The sequence below is a fragment of the Stenotrophomonas acidaminiphila genome (genome assembly GCA_002951995.1).
Taxonomy (GTDB): Bacteria; Pseudomonadota; Gammaproteobacteria; order Xanthomonadales; family Xanthomonadaceae; genus Stenotrophomonas; species Stenotrophomonas acidaminiphila_A.
On record CP019797.1, the window covers coordinates 999,313 to 1,014,285 of the forward strand.

The following is a 14,973-nucleotide window of genomic DNA, read 5'->3' on the forward strand; positions in this document are numbered from 1 at the left end:
CTGCCATGACCGCCTCCCAACTCGATGCCGACGGACGCCTGCGCCACCTGCTGACCCTGGAGGGCCTGCCGCGCGAACACCTGCTGCAGCTGCTGGACCGCGCCGGGCAGATCCGCGACGCGGCGGTGGGCCGTGTCGGCAACAAGCGCGGAGTGCTGGCCGGCACCGCGGTGTGCACGCTGTTCTTCGAACCGTCCACCCGCACCCGCAGTTCGTTCCAGCTGGCCGCGCAGCGGCTGGGCGCGGACGTGCTGAATTTCGACGCGTCCACCTCGTCCACGCGCAAGGGCGAGACCGCCTGCGACACGCTGCGCAACCTGGAAGCGATGGGCGTGCGCGGCTTCGTGGTACGCCACCCCGACGACGGCGCGGTGGCCGAGCTGGCTGCCGCCGCGGGCGAGGGCACCGCGCTGATCAACGCCGGTGACGGCCGCAGCGCGCACCCGACCCAGGGCCTGCTGGACATGCTGACCCTGCGCCAGGCCAAGGGCCCGGACTTCTCGAAACTGAAGGTGCTGATCGTCGGCGACGTGAAGCACTCGCGCGTGGCGCGCACCGACCTGCATGCGCTGCGCACGCTGGGCGTTGGTGAAATCCGCGTCTGCGGCCCGCAGTCGCTGTTGCCGGACGCAGACACGCTGCGCGGCTGCGTGGTCGGGCAGGATTTCGACGCCATGCTCGAAGGCGCCGACGCGCTGATGATGCTGCGCCTGCAGCGCGAGCGCATGGAAGAAGGCCTGGTGCCGTCGCTGGAGCAGTACCACGCCGAGTACGGCCTCACCGCCGCGCGCCTGCGGCGCGCCGCCAGCGACGCGGCGGTGCTGCATCCGGGCCCGATCAACCGCGGCGTGGAAGTCACCGACGAAGTGGCCGACGGCCCGCAGTCGTGGGTATTGCGCCAGGTCGCTAACGGCGTGGCCGTGCGCATGGCGGTGCTGGAAACGCTGCTGGGCTGAGCCCGGCCGTGACGCCGGCGCCGCGCCGGCGCACTGGCGGCGTCAGCGTTCCTGCGCGAACAGCCAGCGCCACATCGCCGGGTCGGCGTAGGTGGCGTCCCAGGCGTTGTGGTTACCCTGCGGGTATTCGGTGTAACGCGCGTCGCGGGCAGCGACTGCCTGGAAGGCGGCATGCAGCCGGCGGTCGTCGTCCGGGCGCACCACGTCGTCGCGCGCGCCGTGGAAGATCCAGACCGGCGTGTCCTTCAGGCGCAGGGCCATGGCCTGGTAGGGGTCGGATTCCGCGGCGACGGCCTCCACCCGCAGGCCTGGCCGTTCGGCGCGCGGAGGGCGCACCGCGCCGCACACCGGCACCAGCGCGGCGAAGCGCCCCGGGTCGGCCAGGGCGATGTTCCAGCTGCCGTAGCCGCCCATCGACATGCCGGTCAGGTACTGGCGCCGCGGATCGGCGTCGAACTCGCGCATCGCCGCATCCAGCGCGGCGACCGCCAGGCGCGCGTTGCGCCCGCTCCATTCCCCGCCCCTGGCCACCTGCGGCAGCACCACCAGCGCCGGGAAGTCCGCCGCATGGGCACGCAGGTAGGGCCCCAGCCCGGCCTCGGTCTGGCGCCTGCCGTCCTCGCCGCGCTCGCCCGAGCCGTGCAGGAACAGCACCACCGGCAGCGCGCCGGGAGCGCGCGCAGACGTCGCGGGCACGAACACCTGGTAGGGCATGCGCACGCCATCGAACTCGATGCTGCGGGCGACGAACCGCCCCTCGTCGCTCGCGGGGAGCGCGGCACAGCCGCCGAGCACGGCCATCAGCACGAGCAGGGGCAGGTGATGCAGACGAGGCCAGGCCATGGGACGCTCCGCGCCGGGGTGTGGCCATCGTAGCGGCGCTGGCGGCCTGCTGCCCGGTGCGGCGCATCATCGGCGGCGTGGCACGCTGGCGAGGATGGCCAGCTGTTCGCCGGCCTCGGCATTGCCGGCCGCGGCGGCGGCCTGGACCTGCGCCAGGTCCGGGTGCAGCACCACCAGCAGCGGGAACTCGCATTGCGGACAGGCGTACTCGCTCTGCTCGTCATGTAGTTCCAGCTCCATCTGCCGGGAACCGCCCTGCCATCCGCAGGCGGGGCAGGCGTGGTCGTGTTCGCGCCAGCCGGGCTGGTAGTAATCGGTAATGGTGGTGGTCATGGCGAAGTGTCCGGCGTGTCGCCCGCATGATAGCCGGCGGGCGCCGCCGTCCGTCGCCAAGGCCGTGGCCAGAGGCGTGGCTTCGGCTAGAATTGCGGCGCCCGTCCGGGCATCAATTCACACAGGAAGTGAACGCATGAAGAAGGAAATCAGGGCCGCCTGCGCCGGGGCCGCCGTGCTGGTGGCGATGGCCGGAATGCAGGACGCGCAGGCGCAGCGCGCGCCGTGGTGGGAGCGGCAGAAGGCGGCGCAGGCGGCCGCGCAGGCCGACGGCGGCGAAACCGCCACGCAGGCTGACGCCGCGCGACCCGCCATACCCCAGCCTGCGTCGCAGGCGCCCCTCGTCAGGCGTGAGAAGATCGAAGGGCCGGGCTATACCTGGATCGAGGCCGGCGTGGCCCGGCTCGACGTGGACCTGTACGACGCCGGCGAGCACGGCAATGGCGGTTACGCGCGCGGCTCGGTGGCGGTAACTGACGGTCTCTACGTCTTCGGTGGCTACGACCGGGTTTCCAGGGACTGGAACATGGGCGTCCAGCAGCTGGAGGTCGCCATCGACCAGGCCGAGATCGGCCTTGGCACGAGCCTCTCCCTGTCCCGCGCGCCGATTTCGTCAGCGAACTGTCGCTGCTGCGGCTGGGCGCGAGGCTGGACTACCGCGACGGGGACTACCCGCAGGACGGTTTCAGCGGCCGCGATCACCTGTATGCCGGCAAGCTGATGCTGGGCATCCGCGCCCGGCCGGTACGCAACCTGGAGCTGTGGGCCAAGGCCGGTTACCTGCGGGTGGACGACAACCTGCTGGTCGACCATTCGATGGTCGGCAATGTCGGCCTGCAGTACCGCTTCACCCCGGAATGGGGACTGGTGGGTGAAGCCGAGTTCTACGAGGACGTGCGCTTCTACCGCCTGGGCGTGCGCGCCAGCTTCTGAGCGCACGGCAGCATCCGTCGCCGGACCGGCGACGGTTCGGGCGCGCCGTGCTCAGCGCAGCAGTACCAGGGTCGCCAGTCCGAGGAAGGTGAAGAAACCCATCGAGTCGGTGATGGCGGTCAGGAAGATGCCGCTGGCCAGCGCCGGGTCGAACCCCAGCCGCTTGAGCGTCATCGGGATCAGCACGCCGGCCGACGCCGCCAGCAGCAGGTTGCAGGTCAGGGCGATGAAGATCACCAGGGACAGCCCGGGGTTGTGGAACCAGACCAGCACGATCAGCCCCAGCACCGCGCCCATCAGCAGGCCGTTGAGCAGGGCCACGCGCAGTTCCTTCCACAGCAGCGCCTTCACGTTGGAGGCGCCGACCTGGCCCAGCGCCAGGCCGCGCACCATCAGCGCCAGCACCTGGGTGCCGGCGTTGCCGCCGAGGCCGGCGACCATCGGCATCAGCACGGCCAGCGCCACCAGCTTGTCGATGGTGCCTTCGAACTGGCCGACCACGTTGGCGGCGACGAACGCGGTGCACAGGTTGACGAACAGCCACACCAGGCGCCGCCGCATGGCGCGCCAGACCGGGCTGAACAGGTCCTCGTCCTCGTCCAGGCCGGCGGCGCCCAGCGCCTGGTGTTCGGCCTGGGCGCGGATGATGTCCACCACGTCGTCGATGGTGATGCGCCCGATCAGGATGTTGTTGTCGTCCACCACCGGCGCCGACACCCAGTCGTGGTCGGAGAATTGCCGCGCGACCTCGTCGGCGCTCTCGCCCACGTCGATCGCCGGCTGCTCGTCGTCCACCAGGCGGTTGATCGGGGTGCTGTCCTCGTGGGTAACCAGCGAGGCCAGCGACACCCGGCCCAGGTACTGGTGGCGGCGGCTGACCACGTACAGGTAGTCGGTGTGGTCGGGCAGTTCGCCGCGCAGGCGCAGGTAGCGCAGCACCACGTCGATGTTGACGTCGGCGCGCACGGTGACCACGTCCGGGTTCATCAGGCGCCCGGCGGTGTCCTCCGGATAGGACAGCACCTGCTCCAGCCGCTCGCGGTTCTCCCGGTCCATCGACTTGAGCACTTCGTCGATGACCGTATCCGGCAGGTCCTCGACCAGGTCGGCCAGGTCGTCGATGTCCAGGTCTTCGACCGCGGCGATGATCTCGTCCGGGTCCATGTCGGCCAGCAGGCTTTCGCGCACTTCCTCACCGACGTGGACCAATACCTCGCCGTCGTCTTCCTGGTCGACCAGGCCCCACACCACCTCGCGCTTGCCCGGCGGCAGCGATTCGAGCAGGTTGCCGATCTCCGCCGGCGCCAGCGTGTTGACCAGCCGCCGCACCGGCCCCAGCCGGCCACTGTCCAGCGCGTCGGAAAGCATGCGCAGCTGGCGCGCGGTCTTGTCGTGGCGTACGGCTTCGGCCATCGGGACTCCGGGAACGGGAGGGCCGCGATGCAGGATGCGGCAGGGAAGGTGTCGGGCGCGTCATTATCACGCGCCGGTGTTTCGGTGCACACCCTCCGCGCCGGTGCGTGGTGCCCGGGCGCCGGCGCTCAGGGCGGGCAGCTGCCGGCGAGCCAGCGCTCGATGCCGCGGCGGTCGCGCGCCTGCAGCAGCTTGCCGGCGCGTGCGCGCAGTTCGCCATGGTCGCAGTCGCGGATCGCCCGGCGTACTTCCAGCAGCGTCGCCGGGTGCAGGCTGAATTCGGTCAGGCCCAGGGCCAGCAGCAGCGGGGTCATGCGCGGGTCGCCGGCGATCTCGCCGCACACCGCCAGCGGCGTGCCGTGCGCGCGCGCGGTGCCGATCACCTGCGCCAGCAGCTGCAGCACCGCCGGATGCAGCGGCGAATACAGCTCGCCCACCGCTTCGTTGTTGCGGTCGGCCGCCAACAGGTACTGCACCAGGTCGTTGGTGCCGACGGACAGGAAATCGACCTGGTCGATGAAGGTCGGCAGGGCGATGGCCGCGGCCGGCACCTCGATCATCGCGCCGACCGGCACGTGCTCGGCCAGCACGTGGCCTTCCTCGCGCAGCGCCGCCGCCTGCCGGGTCATGCGCCGCTTGAGCGCGAGGATTTCCTCGCGGGTGCTGACCATCGGTACCAGCACGCGCACCGGCCCGTAGCCGGAGGCACGCAGCAGCGCGCGCAGCTGGGTGTCGGCGACCCTGGGATTCGCCAGCAGCAGGCGGATGCCGCGCAGGCCCAGCGCCGGGTTGTCCTCGCGGCCCAGCACCAGCCCGCTGCGATCGGCCTTGTCCGCGCCCAGGTCGAGGATGCGGATGGTCACCGGCCGCCCGCTCATGCCGAGCACGGCGTCGCGGTAGTGGTGGAACTGTTCTTCCTCGTCGGGCAGGCCGTTGCGCTGCAGGAACAGGAATTCGGTGCGGTACAGGCCCAGCCCATGCGCGCCCAGGGCGTGCGCGTGGGCCACGTCCTCGCGCGATTCGGCGTTGGCCAGCAGGGTGATGTCCACCCCGTCCACGGTGCGGCTGGGCTTGGAGCGCAGGTGGCCGAGCTCGCGCTGTTCGCGCGCCAGTTCGCGCAGGCGCTGGCGGTACTGGCGCAGGTCGTCGGCGGCCGGCTCCAGCACCACCTCGCCGCTGCCGCCGTCCAGGATCAGCACGTCGCCGTCGTTGATCCGGTTCAGCACGCCGCTGGCGCCGACCACCAGCGGCAGGTGCAGGCTGCGGGCGAGGATGGCGCTGTGCGACAGCGGGCTGCCGGCACTGGTGACGATGCCGACCACGCCCTGCGACTGCAGTTGCGCCAGCTCCGAGGGGGCGACGTTTTCGCACACTAGGATTTCGCCCGCCAGGCCCTTCATGCCGGCCGGGCGCTTGTGCAGGAAGGCGTTGATGCGGCCGATGACGTGGTCCAGGTCATCCAGGCGGGCGCGCAGGTAGTCGTCCTCCATGCCCTCGAACACCTGCGCCAGGGTGTCGCGCTGCAGGCGCAGCGCATAGGCCGCGCTGTAGCGCTGGCTGCGGATGCGTTCGTCCAGCGCCAGCAGCAGCTCCGGGTCGTCCAGCAGCATGGCGTGCAGATCGAGGAACTCGCCGACCTCGGCCGGCAGCGCGCCCTGCAGGCGCTGGCGCAGTTCGCGCATCTCGGCGCGGGCCGACTCGATGGCCTGGTGCAGGCGCTGCAGTTCGGCGTCGACCGCGCTGGCGGGGATGCGCTTTTCGGTGACGTCCTGCGCATGCGGCAGGCGCACGCGGGCGCGGCCGAGCGCGCTGCCGCGCGATGCGCCATGGCCATGCAGGCGCAGCGCGGTCATGCCGCCACGCCTCCCGGCGTGGTGCGGGCAGGAACCGCCGCCGCGTCCGCCGCCGCCATCAGCTGTCCTCGTCGAAACGGCGCTCGAACAGATCCACGACCGCCGCCATGGCGTCGGCCTCGTCCTCGCCCTGTACCCGCACCGTGACCGGCGTGCCCTGGCCGGCGGCCAGCAGCATCACGCCCATGATGCTCTTGGCGTTGACCTCGCGGCCCTTGGCCACCAGCGTGGCATTGGCGCGGAAGCCGGACAGCAGCTGCACCAGCTTGGCGGTCGCGCGGGCATGCAGGCCCAGGCGGTTGGATACGGTGAGTTCGCGTTCAAGCATCGTCGATGATGGCTCCATTTCGGGCGCCCGCCGCGGCGGTGGCGGGCAGTTGGTCCAGTCCCTGTTCCGGATAGTTCATCACCCGCAGCAGCATCGGCAGGCTCAGTGCCGATACCCGCCGCACCGGCGTGCCCAGCCGCGCCAGCCGCGCCGCCAGGTTGCTGGGGCTGGCCCCGTACAGGTCGGTCAGCACCAGCACGCCGTCCTCGCCTTCCACCCGGCGCATGGCCGCCGAGGCCAGCGGCAGCTGCGCGTCCAGGTCCGCGTCGAACGGAACCTCGAAGGCCTCGGCATTGAGTGGCAGCTGGCGCAGCAGGCGGGTGGCCACTTCCAGCAGGGAAGAGCCGACGCCGGGATGGGTCACGAGAAGGATGCCGCAGGTCATTACTGAACGTTAACAGGTCGGATGCAGTCCGCGATAGCGCCTGGATCGCGCTTTGCGCGCACCATTCAGTCCTGTTCGCGGTGGAAGGTGGCCACGTCCGGCCAGCCCTGCGCGCGCGCATGCCGGGCCAGGCGCTCGGCCAGGTACACCGAGCGGTGCTTGCCGCCGGTACAGCCGAAGGCCACGGTCACGTAACTGCGGGTGTCGTTGCCCAGCTTGGGCAGCCAGGTGTCGAGCAGGTCCTCGAGCTGGGCCGCGTAGCGCACCACTTCCGGCTGCGCGTCCAGGTACTCGCGGACCTCGCGGTCGCGGCCGCTCAGCGAGCGCAGTTCCGGGTCCCAGTGCGGGTTGGGCAGTACCCGCGCGTCGAACACGAAATCGGCCTCGGCCGGCACTCCGCGCTTGTAGGCGAAGGACTCGAACAGCAGCGACAGGCCGCTGCCGTGGCCGAGCGCGTATTCGGTGATCAGCTTGCGCCGCAGCTGGTGCACGTTGAGCCGGCTGGTGTCGATCACCGCGTTGGCCTCGCGGCGCAGCGGCGCGGTCAGTTCGCGCTCGCGCACGATCGCCTCGGGCAGGGACAGGCCGAGCTGGCTCAGCGGATGCCGCCGCCGGGTGTCGGCGAAGCGCGCCAGCAGGGTGTCGTCGTCGGCCTCGAAGAACAGCAGGGTGGCATCGATGTCATGGTCGCGCGCCCGCTGCCGCCAGCTGGCGAGCTGGCTCAGGTCGCTGCGGCCGCGCACGTCGATGCCCAGCGCCAGGCGCCGCGGCCGGTCGTCGGTGCGTTCGCCGAGCACCCCACGCACGAACTCCGGCAGCAGGTTGACCGGGATGTTGTCCGAACAGTAGTAGTCCAGGTCCTCGAAGGTCTTCAGCGCCACCGACTTGCCCGAACCGGACAGGCCGCTGACGATGACCAGCACCGGGGCCGGCGTGGCGTTCATGGGATGCGTTGCTCCAGCAGGTTGCTGTGGCGGGCGATGAACATCGCCGCCGGGTCGATGCCCTTGGTGCGCAGGATGTGCAGGCGCGTGGCCGCCTCGGTCAGCACCGCCAGGTTGCGCCCGGGCATCACCGGCAGGGTGATCAGCGGCACGTCCAGGTCGAGCACGTGGCGCTTGCCGGAGTCGCCGGTCAGGCGTTCGTAGCCGTAGCTGCCGGGTTCGGTCATCGGTTTGGTCAGGTGCACGATCAGCCGAAGGTACTTGTTCTTCTTTACAGATGTGTCACCGAACATCTGGCGCACGTTGAGCACGCCCAGGCCGCGCACCTCCAGCAGGTCCTGCAGCAGTTCGGGGCAGGTGCCGTCGAGCACGTCCGGGGCGATCTGGGTGAACTCGGGGCGTCGTCGGCCACCAGCCGGTGGCCGCGGCTGAGCAGTTCCAGCGCCAGCTCGCTCTTGCCCGAGCCGGCCTCGCCGGTGATCAGCACGCCGATGGAGTAGATCTCCATGAATACACCATGCAGGATGATCCGCGGCGCCAGCGTGCGTGCCAGGTGGTAGGACAGGTGGTTGAGCAGTTCGTGGCCGCGCCGCGGCGACACCCACAGCGGGGTCTGCGATTCGTCGGCGGCCGCGCGCAGGTCCTCCGGGCAGCCGTGGCTCTTGGTGATGACCAGCGCCAGCGGCCGCGCCTGGATGATGCGCTCGATCACTTCCCAGCGCTGGCGCGAATCCAGCGAGTCCAGCCAGGCCAGTTCCTCGGTGCCGAGGATCTGCACTTTGTTCGGGTAGATGGTGTTGAGGTAGCCGGCCAGCGACGGGCGCCGCGCGACGGTGTCGCCGGCGTCCAGCTCGCGGTTGCCGCCGGCCTGGCCCGCGGCCCAGCGCAGGTCCAGTTTCTCGCGCTGCTGGTCGAACAGTTCGCGGGCGGTGATGCGGGTGTTCATGAGGGTCGGATCCGCTGCGGATGGTCGAGGATCTGTTTCAGCGCGCTGCCGTCGTTGGCCGCGCGCAGGGCATCGCGGACGTGGGCGTCGGAGAAGATCTCCGCCAGCTCGGACAGCAGCATCAGGTGCTGGTGGGTGTAGTGCTCGGGCACCGCCATGGCGAACACCAGGTCGACCGGTTCGGCGCCGCCGAAATCGATGGGTTGCAGCAGCCGCAGGAAGGCGCCGCGCGGGTGTTGCAGGGTGGGGGAGCGGCCATGCGGGATGGCGATGCCGTGGCCGATGGCGGTACTGCCGACGTTCTCGCGGTCGCACAGGCTGCGGAAGATGCTCTCGGCGCCGGCTTCGCGGCAGGCGAGCAGGCCGGCGGCGGCGCGCAGGGCGCTGTCGCGGTCGGCGGCCGCGAGTACCCGGGTACTCACGGCCGCCATCAGGTCATTCAGGGGCATGACTGCAACGGACGGTGACGGATGTCAGCCATTGTCGCGCAGTGCATGGGAGGCGTGGGGCAGATGCTTTTCCTTGTGCTTGATCACCAGCCGGTCGAGCTTGTCGGCCAGCACGTCGATCGCCGCGTACATGGTCTGTCCGCCGGCCTCGGCGTGCAGGGTCTGGCCGGGGAGATTGGCGCTGGCATCGACATGGTGCTCGTTCTTCTGCAGCGACAGGGTCACCCTGACTTCACAGTGCTGGTCGAAGTGCTTGCCCAGCCGTTGCAGCTTGGTCTCCACGTACTCCTTCAGGGCGGGGGTGACTTCCACGTCTTTGCCAAACGTTTCGATACGCATCGGATGCCTCCTGTGGTTCTTCGGTTGCCAATGAACCCTGCCGCCGGCCGCGAACGTTTCAGACAAGGCGTACGCGTTCGTGGGAGGCGGAGATGTTCATGGCTTCACGATACTTCGCCACGGTGCGGCGCGCCACCGGTATTCCGCTGCCCTTGAGCATGTCGGCCAGCTTGGCGTCAGAAAGCGGCTTGCGCGGGTTTTCGGCCTCGATCAGGCGCCGGATCATCGACTGGATCGCGGTGCTGGAGGCCTCGCCGCCGCCGTCGGTGTCGATGCCCGAGGCGAAGAACGCGCGCAGCGGCAGGGTGCCGCGCGGCGTGCGCACGTGCTTGCCGGCGATGGCGCGGGAGATGGTGGATTCGTGCAGCTCCAGCTCCGCGGCGATCTCGCGCAGGGTCAGTGGCCGCAGCGCCTGCGCGCCGAACTCCAGGAACCCGGCCTGGTGGCGTAGCAGGCTGTTGACCACGCGCAGCAGGGTCTCGCCGCGCGCCTCCAGGCCCTTGAGCAGCCAGCGCGCTTCCTGCAGTTGGCCGCGCAGGTAACTGGCGTCGGCGTCGCCGCAGCGGCGGATCAGCTGCTCGTAGCCACGGTGGATCACCACCCGCGGGCCGGCATGGCCGGCGAGGGCGGCCTTCCACATGCCGCGCTGGCGCCAGACCACGCAGTCGGGCACCACATAGGCGTCCGCGGACACGTCGCCCAGCTGCCGGCCCGGGCGCGGGTCCAGCGTGCGCAGCAGCTGCACGGCCTGCTCGACGGCCTCGGCCGGTTGCCGCAGTTCGGCGGCGATACCGGGGATGCCGGCCCGCGGCAGGCGTTCCAGCGGCCCCGCGGCGATCTGCCGGGCCAGGCTCAGGCCCGGGGTGGCGGCGGGCAGGGCGTCGAGCTGCAGCGCCAGGCATTCGCCCAGGGTGCGGGCGCCGACGCCGGGCGGGTCGAAGCGCTGGATCCGGTGCAGCATGGTGAGGATCTCGTCCTCGCCGGCGGCGATGTCCGGGCGCAGCGTCTGGGCAATGGACAGAAGCGGTTCGCGCAGGTAACCGTCCTCGTCCAGCGCATCGACCAGGGCGACGCCGATGGCGCGGTCGCGCGCGCTCAGGTGGGACAGGTGCAGCTGCCACAGCAGGTGGTCGGCGAGGGTGTCGGCCCCGGCGACGCGGTCACGGGCATCGCTGTCGTCGTCATCGAACGAGCCGCCCTGGCCGCCGCTCCACTGCTCGCCCTCGCCGGGCCAGTCCATGCCCGCGTCGGCGTGGCTGTCGCCGGCATCGGCCGCGGCGCTGGCGTCCCCCGGTTCGGAGCCCGGGTCGGGGCCCGGCTCGCCGGGCGCGGCTTCGTCGGCCCATTCCAGCAGCGGGTTGCTCTCCACCGCCCCGGCCAGTTCCAGCTCCAGCTCGGTGCTGGACATCTGCAGCAGGCGGATGGCCTGGCGCAGCTGCGGCGTCATGACCAGCTGCTGTCCCAGCGATGTCTGCAGCCGTGCTTTCATCCCGGTTCCAGGCAGAAGGGGGAACGGCCTGCCGCGGCTGGATCAGAGCGTGAAGCTGTCTCCAAGGTAGACACGGCGGACGTCGGGGTTGGACAGCAGCGCTTCCGGTGCGCCCTGCGCCAGCACGCTGCCCTCGTTGAGGATATACGCGCGGTCGCAGATTCCCAAGGTCTCGCGGACGTTGTGGTCGGTGATCAGCACGCCGATGCCGCGCTGCTTGAGGTGGGTGACGATGCGCTGGATCTCGCCGACCGAGATCGGGTCGACGCCGGCGAACGGTTCGTCGAGCAGGATCAGGCGCGGCTTGGCGGCCAGCGCGCGGGCGATCTCGCAGCGGCGGCGTTCGCCGCCGGACAGGCTGGCGCCGGCCTGGTCGGCGACATGGCTGATCTGCAGTTCGTCCAGCAGCGCCGACAATTCGCGCTCGCGGCCGTCGGCGTCCAGGTCCTCGCGCAGTTCCAGCACCAGGCGGATGTTGTCGGCCACGCTGAGCTTGCGGAACACCGACGGTTCCTGCGGCAGGTAGCCGACCCCCAGCCTGGCGCGCGCGTACATCGGCTCGCCGGTGATGTCGCGGCCGTCCAGCACGATGCGGCCGGCGTCGCTCTCGACCAGGCCCACGATCATGTAGAAGCAGGTGGTCTTGCCGGCGCCGTTGGGGCCGAGCAGGCCGACCACCTCGCCGGCATCCAGCGACAGGCCGAACTCGCGCACGACCTCGCGGTTTTTGTAGCGCTTGCGCAGGCCTTCGGCGACGAGCATTACTTCTTCTCTCCCGCCGCGGCCGGCGCCTTGTTCTTGGGCTGGATCACGGTGCGCACGCGGGTGCCGTCGCCGCCGCTCTGCATGTCGCCGCTGCGGGTGTTGTAGACCATGCGCTGGCCGGCGTTGGAACCCCGCTCGGAGTCGACCTTGTAGTTGCCGGTCAGCACGATCACCTCGCTGTTGACGTTGTAGTCCATGTTGTCGGCGCGGGCGTTCATCCAGGTGCCGTCGTCCATCTGCTGCTTGAGCGTGGCCTGCTTGCCGGTAAGCACGACGCGTTCGGTCTCGCCGTTCTTCTGGATCACGTCGGCGGTGTCGGCATGGATCTCCAGCGTGCCCTGGACGATGACCACGTTGCCGCTGAAACGGTACTTGCCGTTGCCGCCGGCCAGGTTGCCGCCGCTGTTGTCGGCGACGATGTCCATGGGCTGGTTGCGGTCCGATTCCCTGGCCGTGGCCACGCCGGGAACGAGCGTGGCGGCGAGCAGGACGGCCGGCGCGAGCTTAGCGAGCCTGGCGGGCAGCATTGGGTTCATAACGGGTCTTGACCTGGGAAAGAAGGGAATACTGCCGGGATTTCAGGTCGGCCTCGAAGCCGACGCCGCTCTGCCGCAGGCCCGGGCGGGCCATGGTGACGGGCTCGGCGGTACGGGCCAGGCTGCGTTCGGGGAACACGTCCAGCGCGGTGGTGCGGAAGGTCGTCGGCGGGGTGCCGCCCTGCTCGGGGCTGTCGCCGGCGACGTTGCCGCGCAGGCGCAGTTCGTCGCCCTTGGCGCTGACCCAGCCGGTGTCGGCGCGCAGCTGCCAGTGCCGGCCCTCGGCGTCGGGCAGCAGGAACAGCGGCCGCGCGATGACCGAGGTCTGGTCGGACGCATTGCGCTCCATGGACGGCGCGCGCAGCGTGGCTGCCTCCTGGCCGTCCTTGTCCAGGGTGACGATCTCGAAATCGCCCAGCACGTAATCGGCACGTACCTGCGAGGCGCCGGCCGGCGCCAGGGTCGCGCGGTGCCGCCAGGCCGACCAGCCGCTGGCCAGTGCCGCCAGCAGCAGGCCGGTGCCGATGAGCATGCGCCAGTTCATCGCGCGTACTCCGCCACGACCGTGTCCAGCCGGCCCTGCAGCGCCAGCAGCACGTCGCACAGCTCGCGCGCGGCACCGCGGCCGCCCTCGGCGCGGGTCTGCCAGTGCACGCGCCCGGCGATCAGCGGGTGCGCGTTGGCCGGCGCCACCGCCAGCCCGACCGCGCACAGCGGGGCCAGGTCCGGCAGGTCGTCGCCCATGAACGCCACCTGCGCCAGGCCGATGCCGAAGCGCTCGCACAGCGCGCGCACGCTGGCCAGCTTGTCGCCGACCGCGATCTGGGTGTCGATGCCCAGGTCGGCGCCGCGGCGCTGCGCCGACAGGCTGTTGCGCGCGGTGATCAGCACCGGGTGGATGCCGTGCTTCTGCAGCAGTTTCAGGCCCAGCCCGTCCTGCACGAAGAACGCCTTGCTCTCGTTGCCGGCGTGGTCGTAGTACAGGCGCCCGTCGGTCAGGGTCCCGTCCACGTCGAAGCACGCCAGCCGGATGGTGGCAGCGACGGCATGCAGCTCGGCGGGAAAGTGGGCGAGGGGAGACCAGGACATGGTGCGGGCGATCCGTTGCGGCGGGGGCGGGCCATCGGGCCCGAAGCGTGATTGTGCGGGCTTTTAAACCACTTTTGCCCGCAACAGGTCATGAATGTTCAAGGCGCCGACGGCGCGGCCTTCGCCGTCGACGACGATCAGGCCGTTGATCTGGTACTGCTCCAGCATGCGCGCCGCCTCCACCGCCAGCTGGTCGGCGCCGATGGTGCGCGGCGCGCGGGTCATCACCTGGGCGATGCCGGCGGTGCGCACGTCCAGGTCGGTGTCCAGCGCGCGGCGCAGGTCGCCGTCGGTGAACAGCCCGACCAGGCGGCCATGCGCGTCGACCACGGCGGTCATGCCCAGGCGCTTGCGGCTCATCTCCACCAGCGCTTCGCTGAGGCTGGCGTCCTCGCGCACGCTGGGCAGGTCGGCACCGCCGTGCATCACGTCGGTGATGTGCAGCAGCAGGCGCCGGCCGAGGCTGCCGGCCGGGTGCGAGCGGGCGAAGTCGTCGGCGGTGAAGCCGCGCGCGTCGAGCAGGGCCACGGCCAGGGCGTCGCCCATGGCCAGCGAGGTGGTGGTGCTGGAGGTCGGCGCCAGCGCCAGCGGGCAGGCCTCGTGGTCCACGTTCACGTCCAGGTGGATGTCGGCGGCGCTGGCCAGGCTGGACTGCGGGCGGCCGGTCATGGCGATCAGCGGGTTGCCCTGGCGCTTGAGCACCGGCAGCAGCATCAGCACCTCGTCCGATTCGCCGGAGTAGGACAGCGCCAGCACCACGTCGTCGGCGGTGATCATGCCCAGGTCGCCATGCCCGGCCTCGCCCGGGTGCACGTAGAACGCGGGGGTGCCGGTGGAGGCCAGGGTGGCGGCGATCTTGCGCGCGATATGCCCGGATTTGCCCATGCCGGTGGCCACCACGCGGCCGCGCGAGCCCAGGATCAGCCGGCAGGCGGCGGCGAACTCGGTGCCGATGCGGCCGCCGACCCGTTCCAGCTCGGCGCGTTCGATCTCGAACACGCGGCGGCCGCTGGCGATCAGGTCGGCGTCGTGCAGCGAGTCCGGCGAAAGGGGGGAAGCAGCCATGCGGGCGCCACTCGGGGAGTAGAATGGGCGTTCATTTTATTAGGAAAGCGACTTGGACGCCGAGACCATCCAGAACCTGATCGAAGCCGGCCTGCCGGGCGCCCGCGCCCAGGTGAGTGGCGAGGACGGCGTGCACTTCGAGGCCACCGTGGTCTGCGAGGCCTTCGCCGGCAAGCTGCCGCTGGCCCGCCACCGCATGGTCTATGCGACGCTGGGCGAGCTGATGGGCGGCGCGATCCACGCGCTGGCCCTGAAAACCGTCACCCCCGGCGAAGCCGGCTGAGCCGGCCCCCTCCAACCTACTGGC

Annotated in this window: 19 protein-coding genes and 1 pseudogene; 4 read left to right on the top strand and 16 right to left on the bottom strand. The window is 70.8% G+C overall.

What is annotated here, in order from left to right:
* Window positions 1-5 precede the first annotated feature (5 nt).
* Window positions 6-956, top strand: coding sequence for an aspartate carbamoyltransferase (locus tag B1L07_04415; GenBank protein AUZ54476.1), 951 nt, complete (start codon window positions 6-8; stop codon window positions 954-956).
* 42 nt (window positions 957-998) lie between these two features.
* On the opposite strand, the gene B1L07_04420 is transcribed toward B1L07_04415, so the two are convergent.
* Both B1L07_04420 and B1L07_04425 read right to left on the bottom strand, forming a co-directional pair.
* A complete protein-coding gene (locus B1L07_04420; protein ID AUZ54477.1) occupies window positions 999-1,799 on the bottom strand; it encodes a phospholipase in 801 nt (266 codons plus the stop codon).
* Window positions 1,800-1,865: 66 nt separating this feature from the next.
* Window positions 1,866-2,132, bottom strand: coding sequence for a hypothetical protein (locus B1L07_04425; GenBank protein ID AUZ54478.1), 267 nt, complete (start codon window positions 2,130-2,132; stop codon window positions 1,866-1,868).
* A gap of 136 nt (window positions 2,133-2,268) precedes the next feature.
* Here B1L07_04425 and B1L07_04430 point away from each other — a divergent pair, with 136 nt between their 5' ends.
* Together B1L07_04430 and B1L07_04435 are read left to right on the top strand one after the other, a co-directional pair.
* Complete coding sequence (locus tag B1L07_04430; GenBank protein ID AUZ54479.1) at window positions 2,269-2,853, top strand: hypothetical protein; 585 nt, start codon at window positions 2,269-2,271, stop codon at window positions 2,851-2,853.
* Window positions 2,853-3,065: a hypothetical protein gene (locus B1L07_04435; protein AUZ54480.1), complete on the top strand. Its 213-nt coding sequence runs from the start codon at window positions 2,853-2,855 to the stop codon at window positions 3,063-3,065. Before B1L07_04430 ends, B1L07_04435 begins: the two co-directional genes overlap by 1 nt.
* 51 nt (window positions 3,066-3,116) lie before the next feature.
* Here the strand turns inward: B1L07_04435 and B1L07_04440 are convergent, their stop codons facing one another.
* The 14 genes and pseudogenes from B1L07_04440 to B1L07_04505 form a co-directional block, all read right to left on the bottom strand.
* Complete coding sequence (locus tag B1L07_04440; GenBank protein ID AUZ54481.1) at window positions 3,117-4,478, bottom strand: magnesium transporter; 1,362 nt, start codon at window positions 4,476-4,478, stop codon at window positions 3,117-3,119.
* A gap of 128 nt (window positions 4,479-4,606) precedes the next feature.
* Complete coding sequence (locus B1L07_04445; GenBank protein AUZ54482.1) at window positions 4,607-6,331, bottom strand: phosphoenolpyruvate--protein phosphotransferase; 1,725 nt, start codon at window positions 6,329-6,331, stop codon at window positions 4,607-4,609.
* A gap of 58 nt (window positions 6,332-6,389) precedes the next feature.
* Window positions 6,390-6,659: a phosphocarrier protein HPr gene (locus B1L07_04450; GenBank protein AUZ54483.1), complete on the bottom strand. Its 270-nt coding sequence runs from the start codon at window positions 6,657-6,659 to the stop codon at window positions 6,390-6,392.
* Window positions 6,652-7,044 carry a PTS fructose IIA subunit family protein gene (locus B1L07_04455; GenBank protein ID AUZ54484.1) on the bottom strand — a complete coding sequence of 131 codons (393 nt, stop codon included), beginning with the start codon at window positions 7,042-7,044 and terminating at the stop codon, window positions 6,652-6,654. Before B1L07_04455 ends, B1L07_04450 begins: the two co-directional genes overlap by 8 nt.
* Window positions 7,045-7,109: 65 nt before the next feature.
* Window positions 7,110-7,988 (bottom strand): RNase adaptor protein RapZ, encoded by an 879-nt coding sequence (locus B1L07_04460; protein ID AUZ54485.1) that lies wholly within the window; start codon window positions 7,986-7,988, stop codon window positions 7,110-7,112.
* A pseudogene (locus B1L07_04465) lies at window positions 7,985-8,934 on the bottom strand (HPr kinase/phosphorylase). The gene B1L07_04460 and the pseudogene B1L07_04465 overlap by 4 nt, the downstream one beginning before the upstream one ends.
* Window positions 8,931-9,383: a PTS fructose transporter subunit IIA gene (locus tag B1L07_04470; protein ID AUZ54486.1), complete on the bottom strand. Its 453-nt coding sequence runs from the start codon at window positions 9,381-9,383 to the stop codon at window positions 8,931-8,933. The pseudogene B1L07_04465 and the gene B1L07_04470 overlap by 4 nt, the downstream one beginning before the upstream one ends.
* A gap of 24 nt (window positions 9,384-9,407) precedes the next feature.
* The gene (locus tag B1L07_04475) at window positions 9,408-9,722 is read right to left on the bottom strand and encodes a ribosomal subunit interface protein (GenBank protein ID AUZ54487.1); all 315 of its coding nucleotides are present in this window, start codon (window positions 9,720-9,722) and stop codon (window positions 9,408-9,410) included.
* Between the two features lie 58 nt (window positions 9,723-9,780).
* Complete coding sequence (locus B1L07_04480; GenBank protein ID AUZ54488.1) at window positions 9,781-11,211, bottom strand: RNA polymerase factor sigma-54; 1,431 nt, start codon at window positions 11,209-11,211, stop codon at window positions 9,781-9,783.
* A gap of 42 nt (window positions 11,212-11,253) precedes the next feature.
* The gene (locus B1L07_04485) at window positions 11,254-11,973 is read right to left on the bottom strand and encodes an LPS export ABC transporter ATP-binding protein (protein ID AUZ54489.1); all 720 of its coding nucleotides are present in this window, start codon (window positions 11,971-11,973) and stop codon (window positions 11,254-11,256) included.
* Window positions 11,973-12,503 carry a lipopolysaccharide transport periplasmic protein LptA gene (locus B1L07_04490; protein AUZ54490.1) on the bottom strand — a complete coding sequence of 177 codons (531 nt, stop codon included), beginning with the start codon at window positions 12,501-12,503 and terminating at the stop codon, window positions 11,973-11,975. The genes B1L07_04485 and B1L07_04490 overlap by 1 nt, the downstream gene beginning before the upstream one ends.
* Window positions 12,481-13,056 carry an LPS export ABC transporter periplasmic protein LptC gene (locus tag B1L07_04495; protein ID AUZ54491.1) on the bottom strand — a complete coding sequence of 192 codons (576 nt, stop codon included), beginning with the start codon at window positions 13,054-13,056 and terminating at the stop codon, window positions 12,481-12,483. The genes B1L07_04490 and B1L07_04495 overlap by 23 nt, the downstream gene beginning before the upstream one ends.
* Entirely contained in the window at window positions 13,053-13,601 is a 549-nt protein-coding gene (locus B1L07_04500; protein AUZ54492.1) for a phenylphosphate carboxylase subunit delta, read from the bottom strand. Before B1L07_04500 ends, B1L07_04495 begins: the two co-directional genes overlap by 4 nt.
* Before the next feature lie 63 nt (window positions 13,602-13,664).
* Complete coding sequence (locus B1L07_04505; GenBank protein ID AUZ54493.1) at window positions 13,665-14,666, bottom strand: D-arabinose 5-phosphate isomerase; 1,002 nt, start codon at window positions 14,664-14,666, stop codon at window positions 13,665-13,667.
* Between the two features lie 52 nt (window positions 14,667-14,718).
* Between B1L07_04505 and B1L07_04510 the strand changes: the two genes are divergently transcribed.
* Window positions 14,719-14,949: a BolA family transcriptional regulator gene (locus tag B1L07_04510; GenBank protein AUZ54494.1), complete on the top strand. Its 231-nt coding sequence runs from the start codon at window positions 14,719-14,721 to the stop codon at window positions 14,947-14,949.
* Window positions 14,950-14,973: the final 24 nt, after the last annotated feature.

Excerpts from the sequence above, each read along its gene's own strand:
- B1L07_04505 (AUZ54493.1), bottom strand. The coding sequence starts at position 14,666 with ATGGCTGCTTCCCCCCTTTCGCCGGACTCGCTGCACGACGCCGACCTG.
- B1L07_04460 (AUZ54485.1), bottom strand. The coding sequence starts at position 7,988 with ATGAACGCCACGCCGGCCCCGGTGCTGGTCATCGTCAGCGGCCTGTCC.
- B1L07_04455 (AUZ54484.1), bottom strand. The coding sequence starts at position 7,044 with ATGACCTGCGGCATCCTTCTCGTGACCCATCCCGGCGTCGGCTCTTCC.
- B1L07_04420 (AUZ54477.1), bottom strand. The coding sequence starts at position 1,799 with ATGGCCTGGCCTCGTCTGCATCACCTGCCCCTGCTCGTGCTGATGGCC.
- B1L07_04440 (AUZ54481.1), bottom strand. The coding sequence starts at position 4,478 with ATGGCCGAAGCCGTACGCCACGACAAGACCGCGCGCCAGCTGCGCATG.
- B1L07_04470 (AUZ54486.1), bottom strand. The coding sequence starts at position 9,383 with ATGCCCCTGAATGACCTGATGGCGGCCGTGAGTACCCGGGTACTCGCG.
- B1L07_04445 (AUZ54482.1), bottom strand. The coding sequence starts at position 6,331 with ATGACCGCGCTGCGCCTGCATGGCCATGGCGCATCGCGCGGCAGCGCG.
- B1L07_04490 (AUZ54490.1), bottom strand. The coding sequence starts at position 12,503 with ATGCTGCCCGCCAGGCTCGCTAAGCTCGCGCCGGCCGTCCTGCTCGCC.
- B1L07_04500 (AUZ54492.1), bottom strand. The coding sequence starts at position 13,601 with ATGTCCTGGTCTCCCCTCGCCCACTTTCCCGCCGAGCTGCATGCCGTC.
- B1L07_04485 (AUZ54489.1), bottom strand. The coding sequence starts at position 11,973 with ATGCTCGTCGCCGAAGGCCTGCGCAAGCGCTACAAAAACCGCGAGGTC.
- B1L07_04475 (AUZ54487.1), bottom strand. The coding sequence starts at position 9,722 with ATGCGTATCGAAACGTTTGGCAAAGACGTGGAAGTCACCCCCGCCCTG.
- B1L07_04480 (AUZ54488.1), bottom strand. The coding sequence starts at position 11,211 with ATGAAAGCACGGCTGCAGACATCGCTGGGACAGCAGCTGGTCATGACG.
- B1L07_04435 (AUZ54480.1), top strand. The coding sequence starts at position 2,853 with ATGCTGGGCATCCGCGCCCGGCCGGTACGCAACCTGGAGCTGTGGGCC.
- B1L07_04425 (AUZ54478.1), bottom strand. The coding sequence starts at position 2,132 with ATGACCACCACCATTACCGATTACTACCAGCCCGGCTGGCGCGAACAC.
- B1L07_04495 (AUZ54491.1), bottom strand. The coding sequence starts at position 13,056 with ATGAACTGGCGCATGCTCATCGGCACCGGCCTGCTGCTGGCGGCACTG.
- B1L07_04450 (AUZ54483.1), bottom strand. The coding sequence starts at position 6,659 with ATGCTTGAACGCGAACTCACCGTATCCAACCGCCTGGGCCTGCATGCC.
- B1L07_04415 (AUZ54476.1), top strand. The coding sequence starts at position 6 with ATGACCGCCTCCCAACTCGATGCCGACGGACGCCTGCGCCACCTGCTG.
- B1L07_04430 (AUZ54479.1), top strand. The coding sequence starts at position 2,269 with ATGAAGAAGGAAATCAGGGCCGCCTGCGCCGGGGCCGCCGTGCTGGTG.